Genomic DNA, 18290 nt, shown 5'->3' with positions numbered 1-18290 from the left:
GAACGCGGATCGACACGGCGCTCAATCGAGCTCCGAAGACCAGGGCGGATTGGCACCCGCCCGGGAGCAAGTCACGGCCGCGACCTTCGAAGCGAACTCGACCGCACTCCGGGCCTCGGCGGTGGTCAAGCGGGCAAGGTCGGCCGGTCTCAGTCGTCCGTGGCGTGCCAGCCAGTCCAAGAGGGCGCCGCTGAAGGAGTCGCCGGCGCCTACCGTGTCGACCATGTCGGTCTGCGCGGCCGGGACGGTGAACGATTCGCCGCCGGCCCACACCAGCGAGCCATTGCCGCCGCGGGTCACCACGACCAGCTTGGGGCCCTTCGGCGGGTCCTGCTTGCGGGGCCGATGCTGGGCGGGTTCAGTCGGGCTGGGGCTGGGGCTGGGGCTGGGGCTGGGGCTGGGGTTGGGGCTGGGGCTGGGGCTGGGGCTGGGGCTGGGGCTGGGGCTGGGGTCAGGCCAGTTCATCCAGCTCCGGGCCAGCTCGGACGGGTCCGTGCCGGGCCAGATCCATTCCAGGTCCTCATCCGAGATCTTCACGATCGCGGACATTGAGACCCAGTGGCTCACCCGCTCGCGAAATGACTCGCGATCGCCCAGCAGGGCCGCGCGGATGTTCGGGTCCAGGCTGATGGTCGTGTCGGGGCCCAGGCCGGCCAGCCACTGCTCGAGTACCGGCCCACCTGGATCCAGGGCCAGCGCCAGCGAACCGGCGTGGATCGCTTCGAATTTGGGGCGGTCCAGGCGGTCCAGGCGGTCCAGGCGGTCCAGGCGGTCCCGGTGTTCCTTTGGGGGTAGTGGGGCGGGGTCCACCGCGTTGGAGCCGGGTTGGCCAGTGGGGTGGAGTGGGGTCGGTGGACCGGGTTGCGTCGGTGGGGAACCGGGGCCTCCTGGGAGTTCGTCCGGCGTCCACTGCCAGTCCGCGGTGCCGTCCACGTGGAATGAATAGCTCGCACCCCCGCCTCGGCCCACCGACACGATCGCCAGGCTCGTCGGTTCCTCCGCCTTCACCGCCGAGGCCAGGCTCACGCCCGATTCGGTCAGGTGCGAGCGGAGGAGATCCCCGAAGGCGTCGGTCGAGAGGCGACCCAGGAAGGACACATCGGACCCCAAGCGGCCCAAGGCGACCGCGACGTTCATGGGGCTGCCTCCCGGGTGGGCCACCGGGTGACGGGGGTCGGACTCATTGACCTTCAGGTCGATGAGCGCCTCACCGACCACGCAGATTTTGGGGCCCGGCCTGAGGCCGCTCACTTGCGCACCAGCCGCTCCCCGTCCCAGCGCACCGGGATCGGATCGGTCAACTCACCCACGAACTCGCCGCCCTCGAGATTGCGGAAACCGATGAGGTGGGCCTGCCCGTCGATATCGTGCAGCCGTGCCGCGTACAGGCTCTCGTGCTCGAACGGTCTCGCCTTCGCGATGTCGAAGCCGTCCAGGAAGTTCTCGACCGGGACCACGTAGTTGTCACCCTGCTCTCCCAAGGCCCTGCGCTCATCCGCCGCCTCACCGGGGCCGCAGCAGAACAGCAGCAGCCACTGGCCGTCCACCCTGTGCAGCTGCGTGACCTCGATCTGGCCGAACCCCAACGCATCCGGCACACTCAGCGGCTCCAGCACTTCCCACTCGCCCAGGTCGCGCGAACGGGCGTGGCCGACCACGCCGCGCTGGCGGGCCGGTTCGGCGCCGGCCACTCTGGCCGTGAAGAGCATGTGCCAGCCGTCTCCGGCCGGGTCTCGGAACACCCACGGGTCTCGGCAGGCCTCGTCGAACCAACCTGAGCTCTCGTTGTACTGCTCATAGAAACGCGGGTCGGCTTCGACCAGTGGGCCCGGGTTCCTTTGCCACACCACCAGATCGTCACTCACCGCCGAGCCGATCCGTTGCACCTTGCCGTCCTCGGCCCTGCTGACGCCGGTGTAGAACATCCGCCACCGCCCCGCGTCATCGCGCACCACCGAGCCGGTCCAGGTTGCCAAGTCGTCCCATGACGGGCCGTCATCGAATACCAGCGCATCCGGCAGCAGAGTCCAGTCCTGCATGTCCTCGGAGACCGCGTGACCGATCGAGGCCCTGAGGTGGCGCCGTCCTTCCTCTTGCAGCGCACGGGATGCGCGCAGGAAGAATCCGTGGTGGCGCCCCTCGTCGTCGGTGGCGTACCAGGAGTCCCAGACCCAGTGGTCGGCGAGCTTGAGCATCGGTTTCCTATCTGTATAAGGGTGTTCAGGGGAGCGCGGGTCTCAGTCCTTCATTCCCGCGTTGGCGATGGACTGGATGAAGGAGCGCTGGAAGGCGATGAATACGGCCACCATCGGGAGGGTGATCATCGAGATGTAGGCCATGACCTCGCCCCAGGAGATATTGAGCTGGAAGAAGTACTGCACCCCGACCATGACCGGCCGCAGTTCCTCGCTCTGCACCGTCATGAGCGGCCACAGGTAGGCGTTCCAGGTCGCAGGGGAGGTCACCACCGTCAGGATCGTGACGGTCGCGAACACCGGTTTGGACAGCGGCACGATGATTCGCCAGTAGGTGCGCAGCCAGCCCGCACCGTCCATCGCGGCGGCCTCCTCGAGTCCTTTGGGGAGGCTCTTGAAGTATTGCGCGAACAGGAAGATGGAGAAGGCGTTGACCACGAACGGCACGATCTGCACGTGGTAGGTGTTGAGCCACCCGATCTCGAGCACTGGTTTGATGCCCTCGAAGCCGATCCATGGCAGGTTCGCGACCAGGTAGACCATCGGGACGATGGTGGTGTCGAACGGCAGGATGAGCGTGGCGATGATGAAGCCGAAGACGATGCCCCGCCCCTTCCACCGCATCCGGGCCAGCGCGTAGCCGGCCATCGAGTTGACGATGAGGCCGAGCGCGGTGACGCAGAAGGTCACGAACAGGGTGTTGCCGAGGAATCGCCAGAACGGGACCCGGTCGAACACGGCCGCGTAGTTGGCGAAGGACAGCTCGCCGACGGGCAGGAACGCCTTGAGCGAGTCCATGTCGGCGAAGATCTGCCGGTCGGTCTTGAGGCTGGCGACGACCATGAACACGATGGGGAAGAGGAAGAACACGGCCAACAGCGCCATCGGCAGGTACACCCACCGGCGGGCCGGGGCGCCGGCCTTGAGGTTCGTTGTCGTCATGGCCGCTAGTCCTTTTCCCTGGTGAGGCGCCGCTGGAGGAGCGCCAGGATGAGCACGACGCAGAAGAAGATGAGCGACAGTGCTGCGCCGTAGCCGATCTGCTGCTGCTGGAATCCCTTCTGGACGATCTGGTAGACGATGGTGCTGGTGGATCCCAGCGGCCCGCCGTCGGTCATGATGTCGACCTGGACGAAGAGGCTCATCGAGGCGATGGTGATGGTGATGAGCACGAATGCGAAGGTGGGGCGCAGCAGCGGCAGGGTGAGGTATCGGAATCGCTGCCAGGGCGTGGTGCCGTCGAGTGCGCCGGCCTCGTAGACCTCGTCGGGAATGGTCTGGAGGCCGGTGAGCCAGATGATCATGTGGAAGCCGACGCCCTGCCACACGCTCATGATGACGATGGCGCCCATGGCGGTCGAGGGATCGGCGAGCCACGCCTGACCGGCGTAGTAGCCGCCGGTGAGCATGGACAGGGCCGAGTTGATGAGGCCGTCTTCCTGGTAGAGGAAGCGCCACAGCAGGCTGATGACGACCATGGACGTGATGACGGGCAGGAAGTAGACGGTGCGGAAGAAGTTCCGTCCGGCGATCTTCTGGTTGACCAGAAGCGCCAGTACCAGGCCGAGGCCGCCTTGCAGTGGGACGACGAGGGCGGCGAACCCGAAGGTGTTCGCGACCGATTGGTGGAACAGGTCGTCCTCGGTGAAGGCCCGCCGGAAGTTGTCCAGGCCGATGAACTCGGGCGCGACCGGCGAGATGAGCCGGGCGTTGGTGAAGCTCATGGTCAGGGAGACGACGGCGGGTCCGATGACGAACAGCAGCAGCAGGATGATCGCGGGGATCGCGAATGCCCGGCCGGCGCGCTGTTCGGCCTTCTGGAAGTCGCCCTTGCCCCGGCGTCGGCGCGGCCGGGGCGGCGACTCTGGTGCGGCGGTGAGTGGTCGGTCGGTGCTGGCGATGGCCATTGAATCGTCCCCTTTAGAACCCGTAGCCGTCGTTCGAGCTGATGTCGGCGTCGATCTCGGCGACGGCGGCGTCGAGGGATTCGGCGACGTCGCCGCCGTGGATGAGGTCGCCGGCGTACTGGGTGAAGACGGAGGCGATGACGGCATAGGCGGGCGTTTCGGGGCGTAGGACGGCGAAGTTGCGGGAGTACTCCATCATCATTCGCAGGTCGCCGTCGCTCGCGTAGTGCTCGGTGAGTTCGGCGGCGGCGTCGGTGGCGGGGATGAGGCCGGTCTGGTCGGCGAACTGGGCGACGAATTCGTCCGACAGCGCGGTCTCCATCCAGGAGTTCGCGCCCTCGGAGTCCGCGGTGGCCGTGACGGCCCACTGCCAGGAGCCGCCGCCGATCTTGGGGCCCGCGCCGAAGTCCGGCGGGGGCAGGAACAGGACGTCGTCGAAGGCCTCCATGGCCTGGAGCGCGCCCCAGTTGCCGTTGAAGCTCATCGCGGCCTTGCCCTGGAGGAAGTCCTCCCCGCCGATCGGTGATTCCGGATTGGACAGTTCGTTCTTGAACAGGCCTTGGAACCACTTGCCCCACTTGACGGCGGCGTCGCCGTTGAGGGCGCCTTCGGCACTGCGATAGGTGGAGTGGTCGAGCAGGTCGCCGCCGAAGCTCTGCAGGAAGGGGGAGTAGGCGTAGGGGTACCACTCGCCGATGTCGGCGGTGGCCAGATCGAGCGCCCACTTGTGGTCGCCGGCCGCCTGGAGGCGTTCGAGCGCCTCGTTGAATTCGTCGCCGGTCCACGGTTCATCGATGGTGGGGATGCGGATGTCCGCGCCCTCCAGGACCGATTCGCGCGCGAAGATCGAGCAGGCGGCCTCCCAGTGGCCGACCGCGTAGAGCTCGTCTTGGAAGTAGCCCAAGGTGGTCGGCAGGAACTTGTCGGTGATGTCCGAAGCGAGCTGGAGCGGCTGGAGGTGTGTGGCCCAGGCCCAGTTGGGGACGTTCGGTCCGTCCACAGTGAGCAGATCGGGGAGGTCGCCGGAGAGGGCGGCGGCGTTGACCGTGTCGTTGTAGGCGTCCTGCGGGAACGACTCGCGCTCGGCGCTGTAGGTGTCCTGGCCGGAGTTGAAGGCCTCGATGACGTCGTCGGTGACGGCCAGTTCGATGTCGTTGCCGGCGCTGTGCGTCCACAGCAGCAGCTTGCCGTCGGACGCGCTGGACGCCGTGCAGGCGGACAGGGCCGGGCCGGCGAGGGCGGCCCCGCCTGCGGCGGAGGCGAGTTTCAAGAGGTTGCGGCGTTGCATGTTCACTCCAATGTGATTCGGGCTGCCGGGGATGGGATTTATCGGGGTGGTGCGACGGAGTCGCGCCTGGCCACGGGGCAGGGCATGAGGTGCTGCACCGGGTCGGCCTCGGGGTCTTCGAGGCGGCGGAGCAGTTCGTTGACGGCCCAGCGCCCCATGTCGTAGTGGGGCAGGGCGGCCGAGGTCAGGCCCGGATGCAGGGCGGGGGCGATGAGTTCCTGATCGTCGTAGGACACTATGGACAGATCGGTGGGGATCTGGAGACCCAGTTCGGCGGCGGCGCGGTAGACGCCCATCGCCATGCGGTCGTTGAAGCAGAAGATCGCGGTCGGTCGCTCGGGTCCGGAGAGCAACTGGAGGGCGCCTTCGTAGCCGAACTGCGTGTTCGTGTGCTCGACTTCGACCAGGAGCCCGTCCGCTGGGGTCCCGTTCGCGCCCAGGTGCTCCCGCCAGGTTTCGAGTCGGAGGCCGCGCGCCCGCACGTCCTCGCGGGTGGTGACGTGTCCAATGCGGACGTGTCCGGCGCCGGCGAGCTCGGCGAGCACCGCCCGGGTGCCGCCGCGCTCGTCGGGCACCACCGAGGAGACCGAGCCGTCCGCGGTGCGCGCGTCGAGCAGCACGCACGGGGTCGAGCCGATGGCCGATGGGACCTCGATGACCTGGTGGTACATGGTGGCCATGACGACGCCGTCGATCTGGCGTTCCTGGAGGGCGGCGATGGCCTCGCCTGTTTCGGCCGCCTCGCCGGAGGTGTCGACCATGAGCAGCAGGAACCCGGCCTCGCGGGCGGCGTCGTGGGCGCCGCGGATCATCTGCCCGGCAAAGGGAGTGGTCGCGACGTCATCGCCGACGAACCCGATCATCTGGGTCCGCCGGGTGCGCAGGCCCCGCGCCACGGTGTTGGGCCGGTAGCCCAGCTCTGCGGCGGCGGCGCGGACTCGCTCGCGGGTGGCCGAGCCGATGCGGGTGCCGCCGGTGTCGTTGAGCGCCATGGAGGCCGTGGCGGTCGAGACGCCCGCGGCCTTCGCGACGTCGGCGAGTCGGGGTTGTTGGGTCACCGTTGACTTCCTTCCGCTGTGCTTTTCTGGTCCCGCGGCCGTGTTCTTTTGATCCTGCGGCTGTGTATTTTTGATCCTGCGGATCAGTTAATCGATTAACTAAATTGCCGTACTCCCTCAAGCGCCAAAGTTCCAAGGGAGTGTTAATCGATTAACCGACACCGTATAGGCCGGCCGGAAACGAAGAGGTATCCGTTGCGTCACAGTTGTGCAACGACGGAGGCCTGCGCCACACTCCGCGCGCGGCGGGTGACGCGGCTCCAGCCGCACGCCGCCTCGCGCCCGCCTCCGCGTCCACCTGACTTACGCTGGCCGAAACCGGTCGGAGGGGGCAGTAATGGCGCGAGCGTCACGGACGCAAGAGGTGGTCGAGCAGGTGCTCGACGCCATCATCGCGGGCCGCCTGCGCGCGGGCGAACCGCTGCCGCCCGAGGGCGACCTCGCCGACGAGCTCGACGTCTCCCGCCTCACCCTGCGCGAGGCGGTGCGTCTGCTCCAGGCCCAGGGCGTCATCGTCCAGGTCCCCGGCCGCCGCCACCGCGTCGCGCCCGTGGCCGAGTGGACCGGCCTCGAGGCGGTCGTGCGCCACGCCCGGTCCTCCGGGGAACGGCAGCGCTCCTCGCTCGAGCTGCTCGAGGTGCGCATGATGATCGAGACCGGCGCCGCCCAGCTCGCCGCGCAGCGCCGCTCCCAAGCCCATCTTGACGCGATGCGGACCTGCGTCGAACGCATGGAGGCCGCCCACGCGAAGGCCGACGTCGCGGCCTTCGTCGAGGCCGACCTCGACTTCCATGACGTGGTCCTGCGCGCCGCCGACAACCGCATCCTCGTCGCCGCGCTCCTGCCGCTCACCGCCCTGCTCGCCGAGACCCGCTCCGAGACCAGCGCCTTCGCCGACATTCGCGAGCACGCCATCGCCGAACACACCGCCGTCATCGCCGCCATCGAGTCGGGCGAGGCGATCCGCGCCCGCGACGCGATGGCCAGCCACATGGACCAGACCCGGGGCGACCTGCTCAGTTACGTCCACTCCCGCCGCTGAGAGGGGCAATCGCCGATTGTGCAGGAGCTGCGGACCTCCCCAGTCGGCAACCACCCGTCTGCTGTCCGTGTGTTGTATTTGACAGCGGCCGAATCGCGAGGCAAGATATCAGATATCTGATAACCAGCCGAGAGGCTGGAACGTCGCGAACAAAGGAGTTCTCGTGCGCGTGCAGACGCTGCTCGAAACCGTGCCGTCCCCAGTGGAGACCACCGCCGCCGACGTGCGTGCCGAGCTCGACCCCGATGCGGTGCTCGTCGTCCTGGACGACGACCCGACCGGCACCCAGTCCGTCACCGGACTGCCGGTCCTGACCCGCTGGGACGCGGCCGACCTCGACTGGGCCTTCGCGACCGGCGCCGGCGCCGTCTACGTCCTCACCAATACCCGCTCCTTCGACGAGCAGACCGCCGAGACGCGCAACCGCGAGGTCGCCGCCGCCGCTCTGGCCGCCGCCGGGCGAGCCGGCAAGCGCGTCACCTTCGTCTCCCGCGGCGACTCGACCCTCCGCGGTCACTTCCCCCTCGAAACCGACGTCCTCACCGCCGCCATCGTCGAGCACGGCGGGAGGCGCCCCGCGCTCACGCTGCTCGTGCCCGCGTTCCCCGACGCCGGACGAATCACTGTGGACAGTGTCCACTACTGGGTGGTCGACGGCGAGGCGACACCCGTCGGCGAAACGCCGTTCGCGCAGGACGCGACCTTCGGCTTCCGCTCCTCCGACCTGCGCGAATGGGTCGAGGAGAAGACCGGTGGGCGCGTCGGCGCGGCAGATGTCGCCGCCCTCACGCTCGACGTGATCCGGTCCGGTGCCCCCGCTGTCGCCGATTTCCTGCGGGCCCTGCCCGAAGGCACCGTCGTGGCCGTCGACGCCGCCGCGGAATCCGACCTGCGCGTCGTCGCCATCGCCCTGCACCGCCTCGACCGCGAGGGCATCGGCGCGCTCCTGCGCGTCGGCCCGCCCTATGTCAGGGCCCACATCGGACAGGACATCGCCGAGCCCGTCGACCCGGGCGACATCGACTTCGCCAATCGGCGCGGCGGACTCGTCGTCGTCGGCAGCCACGTCCCGCTCACCACCGCGCAGCTGGAGACGCTCCGCGCCGAATATCCCCAGACCGCCACGATCGAACTCGATGTGCGCAGCCTCATCGACGAACGCCGCGAGGCGCACCTGGCCGCCCAGGCCGCCGCCGCCGCGAAGGCCCTCGAATCGGGCACCGTCATCGTCCACACCACCCGCGAGCTCGTCCACGGCAGCGACGGCGAGGAGAGCCTCGACATCGCCCGCCGGGTATCGAGCGGCATCGTCAGCCTCGTCGCCGACGTCCTGCGCCTCGCTCCGCCGCGCTTCGTCATCGCCAAGGGCGGCATCACCTCCTCCGACGTCGCCTCCGAAGCACTGTGCATCCGCCGCGCCACCGTCGTCGGCCCGATGCTGCCCGGACTCGTGTCCCTGTGGCAGCCCGAAACCGGCCCCGCCGTCGGCATCCCCTACATCGTCTTCGCGGGCAACGTCGGCAGCGCCGACTCGCTCGCCGAGGTCGTCGGAAAGCTCGCCTGACACCCCGTCCCTGCCCAGCAAGATCCCGTCCAGCACAAAGGAAGTCGCACTGTGAACAGCAATGTCGCTGTCATCGGTCTCGGAGCCATGGGCCTGCCCATGGCGACCCGACTGGCCGAACGCTTCGAAGTCCGCGGATTCGACCTCGCGGCCGAGCGGATCGCCCTCGCCGCCGAACACGGCGTCGCCCCGGCCGCCTCCGCCGCCGACGCCGTGAGCGGCGCCGGCGCCGTCCTCGTCGCCGTCCGCACCGGCGAGCAGCTCCACCAGCTGCTCTTCGCCGACAACGGGATCGCCCCGCACCTCGCCAAGGGCGCCGTCGTCATCCTCACCTCGACCGTCGGCACCGACGGCATCGGCGAGATCGCCTACCGGCTCAATGCGCAGGACGCCCACCTGGTCGACGCGCCGCTGTCGGGCGGCCCCGTCCGCGCCGGCGAAGGCGACCTCCTCATCGTCGTCGGCGCCGAGCCGGCCGCGCTCGAATCCGCCCGGCCCGTGCTCGACCAGCTCGCGTCCACGCTCTCGATCGTGGGCGACCGCCCCGGCGACGGCCAGGCGCTCAAGACCGTCAACCAACTGCTGTGCGGAGTCCACATTGCCGCAGCGGCCGAGGCGCTCGCACTCGCCGACGCGCTCGGACTCGACACCGAGCGCACCCTCGAAGCGCTCACCGCCGGGGCCGCGAACTCGTTCATGCTCGGCAACCGGGGCCCGCGCGCCCTCCAGGCCTACGACGAGGACGGCGCGGAAGTGCTCAGCCGCCTCGACATCTTCGTCAAGGACATGGGCATCGTCGGCAAGGCCGCCCGCGGCGCCCACCTCGCCGCGCCCGTCGCGGCCGCCGCCGAACAGCTCTTCCTGCTCGGTGAGGCCCAGGGCCTCGGCGAGGCCGACGACTCCGCGGTCATTCGCGTCGTCGCCCCGCAGCTGCGCGAGAAGAAGGAGGCGTAGCCATGTCGACGACGTATCCGCTTCCAGTCCTCATCCTCATCGGCCTCGCGGGCATCGGCCTGCTGCTGTTCCTGGTCGTCCGCCTCAAGATGCAGGCGTTCTACGCCCTCATCCTGGTGTCCATCATCGTCGGCATCGCCGCCGGACTGCCGCTCACCACGATCGCGGCGACCGACACCGATCCGGAGCGACTCGGGGTCATACAGGCGATCATCGCCGGCGTCGGCGGCACCCTGGGGTCCGTCGCGGTGCTGGTCGCGCTCGGCTCGATGCTCGGCAAGATCATCGAGATCTCCGGCGGTGCCGACGCGCTCGCCGGGAGGTTCACCAGCTGGCTCGGCCCGGGGCGGGTCGGCATCGCGCTCACCGCGGCCGCGGCCATCCTGGCGATCCCGGTCTTCTTCGACGCCGGGTTCATCATCCTCATCCCGATCATCTACGCCTTCTCCAAGGCCGCCGGCCTCAACCCGATCAAGTTCGGCCTGCCCATCGCGGGCATCATGCTGGCCATCCACGTGGCCGTCCCGCCGCACCCCGGAATCGTCGGCGGCGCCGCCATCCTCGGGGCCGACGTCGGCTGGATCACGATCATCGGGCTGCTCGTCTCGATCCCGATCGCCGTCGTCGCCTACTTCCTCGGCAAGGTCTTCAACCGCCACGAGTACGCGATGATCCCGGCGACGAGGAAGATGTTCGACTCCTTCGGCACCGCCGCCGAGTCGCGCGACGGCACGCTCGCCGACGGCGAGAAGGCCCCCGGAGCCGGGACGATCATCGGCCTCATCGTGCTTCCGCTGGCGCTCATCATGGTCGGCACCACGATCGCCCCGCTCTTCGAGGCCGGGACGACCTGGAACGGCATCCTCTCGCTGATCGGCCAGCCGATCTTCGCGCTCGTCGTCGCCATCGGCGCGGCCATGTACGCCCTCGGCGTCAAGCGCGGTTGGTCGGCCACGAAGCTCGGCGAGGTCATGGAGTCGGCGCTTCCGGCCGCCGCGATCATCATCCTGGTCACCGGCGCGGGCGGCGGCTTCGGCCGCATCCTGACCGAGACCGGCATCGGGGGCGCCGTCGCCGAATCGCTCGCCTCCACCGGCATCCCGGTCCTGGTGGCCGTGTTCCTGATCTCGCTGATCATGCGCGCCTCGGTCGGCTCGGCCACCGTCGCGATCACCACCACCGCCGGACTGCTGCTGCCGGCCGTCTCCGCGATGGGCCTGGACTCGGTCCACCTCGCGCTCGTGGCGCTCGCGATCGGCTACGGCTCGCTCGGCCTGAGCCACGTCAACGACTCGGGCTTCTGGATCGTCACCCGGTACCTCGGACTGTCCGTCAAGGACGGTCTGAAGGTCTGGACGCCGTTCACGACCATCCTGGGCGTGCTCGGATTCGGGCTGGTCGCGGGCCTGTACGTCGCCATCCCGGCCGGCTGAGCGATCGAACGGGCCGGGGCCGCCTTCGGGCGGCCCCGCTCCGCGCCCGCCGAACCTGCCGACCGACTGTCGGGGGAGCGAAGTACGGTGGGCCCGGACGCCACTCATTCATGTCAGAGGTGAGTTCAACTGGGCCGGAAGTCGAGAAGCACCTACCCGCTCGCGGTACACGTGCTCCTGTTCGACGGAGACGACGTCCTGTTCCTCCAGCGCGCCGGTACCGGCTACGCCGACGGCCAGTGGAGTGTCCCGGCCGGCCACGTGGAACTCGGCGAGAACGCCTCCGCCGCCGCAATCCGTGAATGCGCCGAAGAGGTCGGGGTAGAAATCGCTCCGGCGCATCTCAAACTCGCGCTGACACAGCACAAGCGGGATCCGATCGACGGCGACGAACGGGTCGACCTGTTCTTCCGCGCCTCCGACTTCGCCGGTGAGCCGCGAAACCTCGAACCGCACAAGTGCGCCGGCCTCAAATGGGCCGCGCCGAAGGACATGACGGCCGTCGTCGGCTACGTCAGGCACGCGCTCGACCGCATCGAGCATGGCGAAACCTACGCCGAATACGGCTGGTAGCCCGGCCGCCGGACCCGTCAGTTCACGGCGGAAACTTCGGCCCCTGAAAAGCCCGAAACAGCAACAGAGCCCCGGCGCTGCCGAGGCTCTGAATTCTGTATCTATTTGTACTCCCGAGCGGATTCGAACCGCCGTTTCCGCCTTGAGAGAGCGATCCTGTCATATTTACAGATCGCTGGTCACACGCCTCCATGCGTGTAAAACTGCTGGTAGATGGCTTGTTCCAGTTGTCAACTTCTGACTGAAATAGCCATATTCCACCGAGGGCTGACACCCCAGTCTGCTACCTCGGTGCTACCACGGGTTCCACACTGGAGGTGCCAATGGGCTGGAGCGTTCCCCACGTCTCCAAGAAGGGCCGGACGACCTACAAGGCGTACTTTCGCGACATGCGCGGCGAGACCGTCTACGAGGGTACGTACGCCACCGAGAGAGAATCCGACAAGGCCTGGCAGCAAGCGGAAGCTCGAATCGCCGACGGCCGCATCGTCGACGCCAAGGGCGGCCGTGTCAAGTTCGAGCAGTACGTCACCGAGACCTGGTTCCCCAACCACGTCATCGAGCAGTCCTCGGCAGACGACTACGACTACCGCATCAAGAAGTATCTGAACCCGTGGTTCGGCCCCCTTCCGATGAACCAGATCTACCCCGCTGACGTCCGCGAGTGGGTCACCTGGATGCGGAAGGACCAAGGCGTTTCCCCGGCGAACCTCAAGAAGACCATGAGCCCGCTCAGCGCGATCTTCAAGACCGCCCTCAACGACGGCCTCATCTATCTCCACCCCTGCAAGGGCATCAAGCTCCCGACGGTCCCCGAGACCGAGAAGGACATCCTCACCGTCGCTGAGTTCGACGAGGTGTACCACCAGTTCACCGACTTCGAGATGCAGACGCTTCTAGAAACCGACATCGAGACGGGCCTCCGCTGGGGCGAACTCACAGAACTACGCGCCAAGGACTGGCACTCGGCAGAACGAACCTTCAAAGTCTCCAGAGCCGTGGTGAAGGTTCGCCCCGACCGCGATCCCGATGGCTTCTCGTTCCGCGTCAAGCCCTACCCCAAGGGCAAGAAGCCACTCGAAGTCAAAGTCTCCGAACCCTTCGCGAAGAAGATCGACCGCTATCTCGAAGTCACCGGGAAGACCGGCAACGATCTCCTCTTCACCTACGAGGTCCCCGAAGAGACGGTCAAGGTCATCCCGCACCCCGATACCCTCGGCCTCACCCCACCCAACGCCGCCGGCCGCCAGTATCAGCACGGCACCACCACTGCCTACCAACTCGCCAAATGCCGCTGCGAATACTGTCGTGGTGCATACGCCCAGTACCGCGCTGAACGCCGTAAGGTCGGCCTCGACACCCACAACTCCAAACAGTCCGCGAAGAAGGGCCTCAACCCAGAAGGCCACGTCCCAGGCTGGTGGTTCCGCCGCCGAATCTGGTACCCCGCCCTCGACGCCGTGGGGATCAAGGCCCGAATCCGGGTCCACGACCTCCGAGGCACCCACATCTCCTGGCTCCTCGCAGGCGGAGCCGACCTCGAATCCGTCCGAGACCGCGTAGGCCACAAGAGCATCGTCACCACCGCCAAGTACGTCCGCAAGCTGAAGGGCAACGACGACAAGACGCTCAGCGCCTTTGAGAAGATCCGAAACGGCACGGTGCATGTCCCGCGGCAACGCGAAGACACGGACGCCGAGGCGGTCTTCTCCTTGGAAGACATGACGATGGAGGACCTCGTCAAGGAAATGGGACGAATCCAAGCTGAAATGGCCCGTAAGTCCCGTAGCTGACTCCTCCCCCACCAGATATCGCGGACTACGGTGAAACTCAGGCTGATGCGAGCAAAGGAGCTCTCAGTGGGAAAGCTGACAGAAGAAGAAAAGGCCAGCCGCGCGCTTGCGCGACGACGCAAGGAAGCCCTGTACTTCGAGGATCTGAGACGCCAGGACCAGCAAAAGCGGCGAGGTTGGGAGGAGAACGGAACGTTTCTCTCCTGGGAGGAATACGAAGCGGGAAAGCCCTGCCGCGGCTGTGGTCTTCCGCTCAAGGACGGGCTCGGTGAACTGCCGTTTCCGGCGTACAGGACTGAAGAGCAGCACGCCGAGTTCGCTGCCGCAGAGGCTGAATTCCAGAGTCGTCACCCTGACTGCGAGTCACGGGGTTGGGATGCACCGGGGGCACGAACGCTCCATTGCCACAAGTGCGGTCCCCCCGTGCCGATGTCGCCTCTCAGCCCCGAAACCCGCCAGCGGGTTGTCGAGATCCTCTCCACAGCCCTCAAGCGTGATCCGTCTGAACTCGACTCCTGGGAATTGACGCTGACCTGCGACCACACGATCGAGCGATCCGCCGATCCGTCCTACTCCTTCTCATCCTGTTCAGTTGAGCCCTGCGACGAGTGCCAGGAGTACCGCGGTGTTGTCACCGCGATCAGGCTCCCGCCCGACTCGGCACGTCACCGACGAGAGACCCAGCGACTGACCTCTGAGATCGAAATCGCCCGAGCGGATCTCGAACGAGTGCAGAAGAGGGCCGCAGCCGCTGGTCGAAAACTGGCGCGACTCGAGAACGAACTGCTCGAACTCGGGCCGGAACCTTGCGATTCCAGCAGATGATGCCGGACGCCGATTCACCAAGCTCGGCGCTCGAGTCGCTCCTTCCAATGGGTCCACTCGGCGAAATCCATGTCAGGCGGATCTTCCACCGGGATCGGCGGATTCCGCAGCGGATCGGTGGCTTCCAGATGCCCACGAGCCCAGCCGATGAAAGTATCGAAGTGTCGACGCATGTCGCTGTCGGATACTTCGTCGGTTCGGGATTCCAACGCCGCAAGAAACTCGGTCAATTCCGCATGCCGTTGGTGCCGCTGTTGCATGAGTTCCAACGCGCCGACCCAGGAGTCGTACTTCACGGCACGTTGGCGTTGACGTTGGACCTCCTCGCGCCGCCGTCGCTCTTCTGCCTCGCGGAGGCGCTGTTGCGCGCGGATCTCTAGAACGTGATCTGTCGCCTTCTGGATGCGGTTGACGATGGCCTCCACACGATCCTCAAGCGGCGCGCGCTCGTTGTCGACCCAGGAGTATTCCTCGCTCGTCCCTCGATAGAGCCGCAGTTGGAGCAGTCCGGTGGGGATGAAGTCGTACTTGTGGGCATAGACCCATTCGCCTCGTGCGCGACGCCGTGCTTCGTCTGGCGAATCGACATGAGGGATTCGCTTGGGCTTGTCACGGATCTGGATTCCGAGTTCACAGGCACCGGCGTCGATCCTGAACAGGTCGGAGGAGGGCCACCGCCGCTGAGGACGGGAATGAGCCGAGGCTCGCATCTCACCTACCACCGCGGAAACCTTCCACCCTCGCCCCAGTGCCTCCTGTATGAGCGTGTGCGAGATGAGGTGAGTGCGGCGGCGCATTTCGGCTGGTAGGTCGACACGTTTCGGATAGTCGAGGAGTTCCTTCAAGGCACGATGAGGGTTGCGAATCTGGGTGAGGACGGCGATACCAGGTGCCTTTGCTTTTGCGTTCCGGGTGGGCCGCTCCTTCGGCGGCTTGGGAGAAGTCCGCCTCGTGCTCGGAGAAGCCGATCTCTGCCGTGGGGCTCCCGGAGACCGTAGGTCTGACGTTTGATCTGAGACCGGATAGTCGCCATGCTCCAGATAGTGGCGACCCGCGTCAGTGAGGTGAGCCTGCCATCCGCCACCCCGTCGCGTGACTGTGACCAGCCCTCTCCCCTTCAGCGCCACAGCACTTGTCTTGTAAGAGGTGCCCTCCGTCGGGAGAGAGTCGCCGGGGCAACCTTCCGCGATCCACCGCAGCACCTTCAGTTGCAGCTCATTGACTGGTCTGCTCATCCCGCAAGCGTACGTTCGGGCGCGTGCTTCGTGTTCAGGTGGCAAGTACTCTACGAACTCCTCCGCCACCGACCGAATTGACTACCTCGTTAGCAAGTGTGATGGCGGCGACGAGGGTGAACATCTGCGGGTAGCTGCCGGTCCGGAGGTGGGCTCCGGCCCAGGGGCCGAGGGAGATCGCGATAGAGGCTGGACGGTGAGGATGCTGTGGAGCGCGGCGTATCCGTTCGGGCGCCAGCAGTCGGTGATGGCTGTGGCGTCGAGGCAGGGGAGGGCGGGCAGATAGGGGATTGGCGAATCCACCGGTCGCCGCGATCACGGCGCGGGCGTAGAGCTCACGGCCGTCCTCCAATCGTGCGATACAGACGTATGTCTGGTTGCGTCTTGATTCTTGTCGTATGCGCCGCATAGCATTAGGTGCAATCAATTCATCACAGGAGGTAGTGTTCGTGGGCTGGTTTAGGAGAGGACCCCTCACTCCGGAGGAGATCGCGGAGCGGGACGCCAAGGCACGCCGTCGCCGTGAGCGCGCCGAGAAGAAAGTCAAAGACGCGGAAGCACGGGAGCGATGGAACCGGTTGAGGGAAAGTCGCTTGGAGAAAGCGGCGGGAATCTCCAACGTTGAACTCGTTTGCCACCAGGATACTTGGCGCTTCGTCGTCGCCAAGTCTTCGGTTCGTGATCGCTGGAGGACTCCGAGTGACGACTGCGTGTCCGACGAAGGCAACGACATGTTGAGAGTGAGGTTGTCGGGTCCCCAGCTCGTCTTGGTCTTGTTCTCAATGGCCGAAGCGGCAGGATATGGAGGTAGCTTCGGCACTGCACCGTTCGTTGGGGACCGGGTCATCGCTCGCCGTGTCTACGATCTCGCAGCATTTGTAGTCGACTCAATAGATCCGGATGCACCGGCCGGAAAACCTGTTCCTCCCATCGTTGTTGACGATCGAGTCGCTGATAGCCCGGAGCGCTAGGCGAGAAGTTGGAGACGGTCCCACAGATTCCCCAGGGGCAGCCCTCGAAGCCAATGCGTCCCATTCGCTTGTGGATGGTCGTGGTCGCTGCATGCGCCGTTGTCGGAGCAATGATCGGCAGCTACTACTGGTTGTCGGAACCGATCCCGGGCCGAGTAGCAGTGACAGTCGAGGGCCAGCTGTCGGAGACGGATCAAGTCGGTGCTGAGGAAGCCGCTCGAGAGCTTGAACTTGCTCGCCTTCGCGCTGAGGCCCGGCGGAATGCGCTAGCCACCGGTGCGGGAATTGCCGCGATGTGCGCACTGGTGCTGACACTTCGAAGGCAGCAGCACGTCGAGTATCAGCAGGCAAGCCATGAGCGGGAAGCCGAGCGGGCGCATGAGCAACGAGAGCGAAGCGCCGAGGCTGCACAGGACGACGCTTTGCAGCGAAGGATCACCGATGGCAGAATTCGGGCAGTTGACCAGCTTGGATCGGACAACCCAACCGTTCGCATCGGCGGTCTGCACAACCTCGAACGCATCGGCCAGCAACATCCGGAGCTTCGCCAAATCATCCTTGATGAGATCTGCTCTTATCTAAGGTTGCCGTACAAACCGCTGAACTTGCCTGTCCGAGATCAGCTCCCGCCCCGGCAGTTCGAGCCGATCGGTCCGCCGAAAGCCGAAGACGAGGACACCGAACCAGAGCACGAGGTGCGGCTGATTGCGCAGGAGATTTTGGTTCGGCATTTGAATCCGGAGATCGAAGGCCAGTTCTGGGAGCATCAACGACTGAATCTAAAAAATGCGCATCTTCAAACCACAGATTTTAGCAGATGCAATTTGCGGAAAGTGGACTTCACCGGCGTTGTATTCGACGGAGATGCCGTCTTCGATCATTCATTCCTATCCGGCATGTCGGTTTTTGAGAACGCGATCTTTAAGGGGCATGCAGCGTTTACAAGTGCAACCTTCTCCGATGCATCGACGTTCGAAGGTGTGCTGTTTCAGGCTACGGCAACGTTCATTGATGCCGATTTTGGCAGATTTGATGTATTCATGGAGAATGACAATAGCGATCAGCATGGAGAGTCGTTCGAGGTAGTGAGCTTCAAAGGTGCCTCATTTGGCGGCGATGTGGACTTCATGAAAGCTAACTTCTTCGGGGGCGCGGACTTTCGCGGAACGCGTTTCTCAAATGACACGCGATTTCTCGCGGCGACATTCCATGGTGATGTGGATTTCGTTGAGGCCATGTTTTCTAGTAGGGCAACCTTTATCGGTACGACCTTCGCGGGAAGCTTTGCGTTGTTCGGCGGGGTTGTTTTCGCTGGAACGGTGGATCTTCGTACTGTGACCTTTAACGGCGAAGTAGATTTTCAAGCCGTATGTTTCCGTGGAGAAGTCGAGATTGTGAGAAATTCGAACGAGACTGAGCCTCTTCCATCCGTCTTCACGATCGATCGGTGAC

The 18290-nt window shown here is 65.9% G+C and carries 16 protein-coding genes; 9 read left to right on the top strand and 7 right to left on the bottom strand.

The genetic code is table 11. The annotated features are described in order from the left end of the window. Positions 1-21 precede the first annotated feature (21 nt). The 6 genes from FAB82_RS02255 to FAB82_RS02230 are packed head-to-tail and all read right to left on the bottom strand — an operon-like array spanning position 22 to position 6448. Positions 22-1251, bottom strand: coding sequence for a carbohydrate kinase family protein (locus FAB82_RS02255; RefSeq protein WP_136532920.1), 1230 nt, complete (start codon positions 1249-1251; stop codon positions 22-24). Further along, positions 1248-2195, bottom strand: coding sequence for a glycoside hydrolase family 68 protein (locus FAB82_RS02250; RefSeq protein WP_136532919.1), 948 nt, complete (start codon positions 2193-2195; stop codon positions 1248-1250). The genes FAB82_RS02255 and FAB82_RS02250 overlap by 4 nt, the downstream gene beginning before the upstream one ends. 42 nt (positions 2196-2237) lie before the next feature. Next, complete coding sequence (locus FAB82_RS02245) at positions 2238-3137, bottom strand: carbohydrate ABC transporter permease (RefSeq protein ID WP_136532918.1); 900 nt, start codon at positions 3135-3137, stop codon at positions 2238-2240. 5 nt (positions 3138-3142) lie between these two features. After that, on the bottom strand, positions 3143-4102 hold the full coding sequence (locus FAB82_RS02240) for a carbohydrate ABC transporter permease (RefSeq protein ID WP_136532917.1): 960 nt from the start codon (positions 4100-4102) through the stop codon (positions 3143-3145). Positions 4103-4115: 13 nt separating this feature from the next. Continuing rightward, a complete protein-coding gene (locus FAB82_RS02235) occupies positions 4116-5390 on the bottom strand; it encodes a sugar ABC transporter substrate-binding protein (protein WP_136532916.1) in 1275 nt (424 codons plus the stop codon). A gap of 38 nt (positions 5391-5428) precedes the next feature. Then, on the bottom strand, positions 5429-6448 hold the full coding sequence (locus tag FAB82_RS02230) for a LacI family DNA-binding transcriptional regulator (protein ID WP_136532915.1): 1020 nt from the start codon (positions 6446-6448) through the stop codon (positions 5429-5431). A gap of 337 nt (positions 6449-6785) precedes the next feature. Between FAB82_RS02230 and FAB82_RS02225 the strand changes: the two genes are divergently transcribed. From FAB82_RS02225 to FAB82_RS02195, 7 genes are all read left to right on the top strand, one after another. Continuing rightward, the gene (locus FAB82_RS02225) at positions 6786-7490 is read left to right on the top strand and encodes a FadR/GntR family transcriptional regulator (protein WP_136532914.1); all 705 of its coding nucleotides are present in this window, start codon (positions 6786-6788) and stop codon (positions 7488-7490) included. 163 nt (positions 7491-7653) lie between these two features. Further along, positions 7654-9054 carry a four-carbon acid sugar kinase family protein gene (locus FAB82_RS02220; RefSeq protein ID WP_136532913.1) on the top strand — a complete coding sequence of 467 codons (1401 nt, stop codon included), beginning with the start codon at positions 7654-7656 and terminating at the stop codon, positions 9052-9054. A gap of 51 nt (positions 9055-9105) precedes the next feature. Beyond that, the gene (locus FAB82_RS02215; protein WP_211116322.1) at positions 9106-10008 is read left to right on the top strand and encodes an NAD(P)-dependent oxidoreductase; all 903 of its coding nucleotides are present in this window, start codon (positions 9106-9108) and stop codon (positions 10006-10008) included. 2 nt (positions 10009-10010) lie between these two features. After that, positions 10011-11441, top strand: coding sequence for a GntP family transporter (locus tag FAB82_RS02210; RefSeq protein WP_136532912.1), 1431 nt, complete (start codon positions 10011-10013; stop codon positions 11439-11441). A 129-nt stretch (positions 11442-11570) separates the two neighbouring features. After that, complete coding sequence (locus FAB82_RS02205; protein ID WP_136532911.1) at positions 11571-12014, top strand: NUDIX hydrolase; 444 nt, start codon at positions 11571-11573, stop codon at positions 12012-12014. A gap of 323 nt (positions 12015-12337) precedes the next feature. Then, a complete protein-coding gene (locus tag FAB82_RS02200; RefSeq protein ID WP_211116320.1) occupies positions 12338-13807 on the top strand; it encodes a tyrosine-type recombinase/integrase in 1470 nt (489 codons plus the stop codon). 66 nt (positions 13808-13873) lie between these two features. Next, on the top strand, positions 13874-14632 hold the full coding sequence (locus FAB82_RS02195) for a hypothetical protein (protein ID WP_136532910.1): 759 nt from the start codon (positions 13874-13876) through the stop codon (positions 14630-14632). Positions 14633-14646: 14 nt separating this feature from the next. Here the strand turns inward: FAB82_RS02195 and FAB82_RS02190 are convergent, their stop codons facing one another. Further along, a complete protein-coding gene (locus FAB82_RS02190) occupies positions 14647-15477 on the bottom strand; it encodes a hypothetical protein (RefSeq protein WP_136532909.1) in 831 nt (276 codons plus the stop codon). A gap of 788 nt (positions 15478-16265) precedes the next feature. Here FAB82_RS02190 and FAB82_RS02185 point away from each other — a divergent pair. Together FAB82_RS02185 and FAB82_RS02180 are read left to right on the top strand one after the other, a co-directional pair. Next, complete coding sequence (locus FAB82_RS02185; RefSeq protein ID WP_136532908.1) at positions 16266-16838, top strand: hypothetical protein; 573 nt, start codon at positions 16266-16268, stop codon at positions 16836-16838. Positions 16839-16948: 110 nt separating this feature from the next. Continuing rightward, entirely contained in the window at positions 16949-18289 is a 1341-nt protein-coding gene (locus FAB82_RS02180) for a pentapeptide repeat-containing protein (protein WP_168801381.1), read from the top strand. Position 18290 lies beyond the last annotated feature (1 nt).

Origin of the sequence: Glycomyces buryatensis, from assembly GCF_004912275.1 — a bacterium.
GTDB lineage: Bacteria > Actinomycetota > Actinomycetes > Mycobacteriales > Micromonosporaceae > Glycomyces > Glycomyces buryatensis.
Note: the sequence above shows the minus strand (reverse complement) of the source record. Positions and strands in the feature narration are given on the sequence as shown.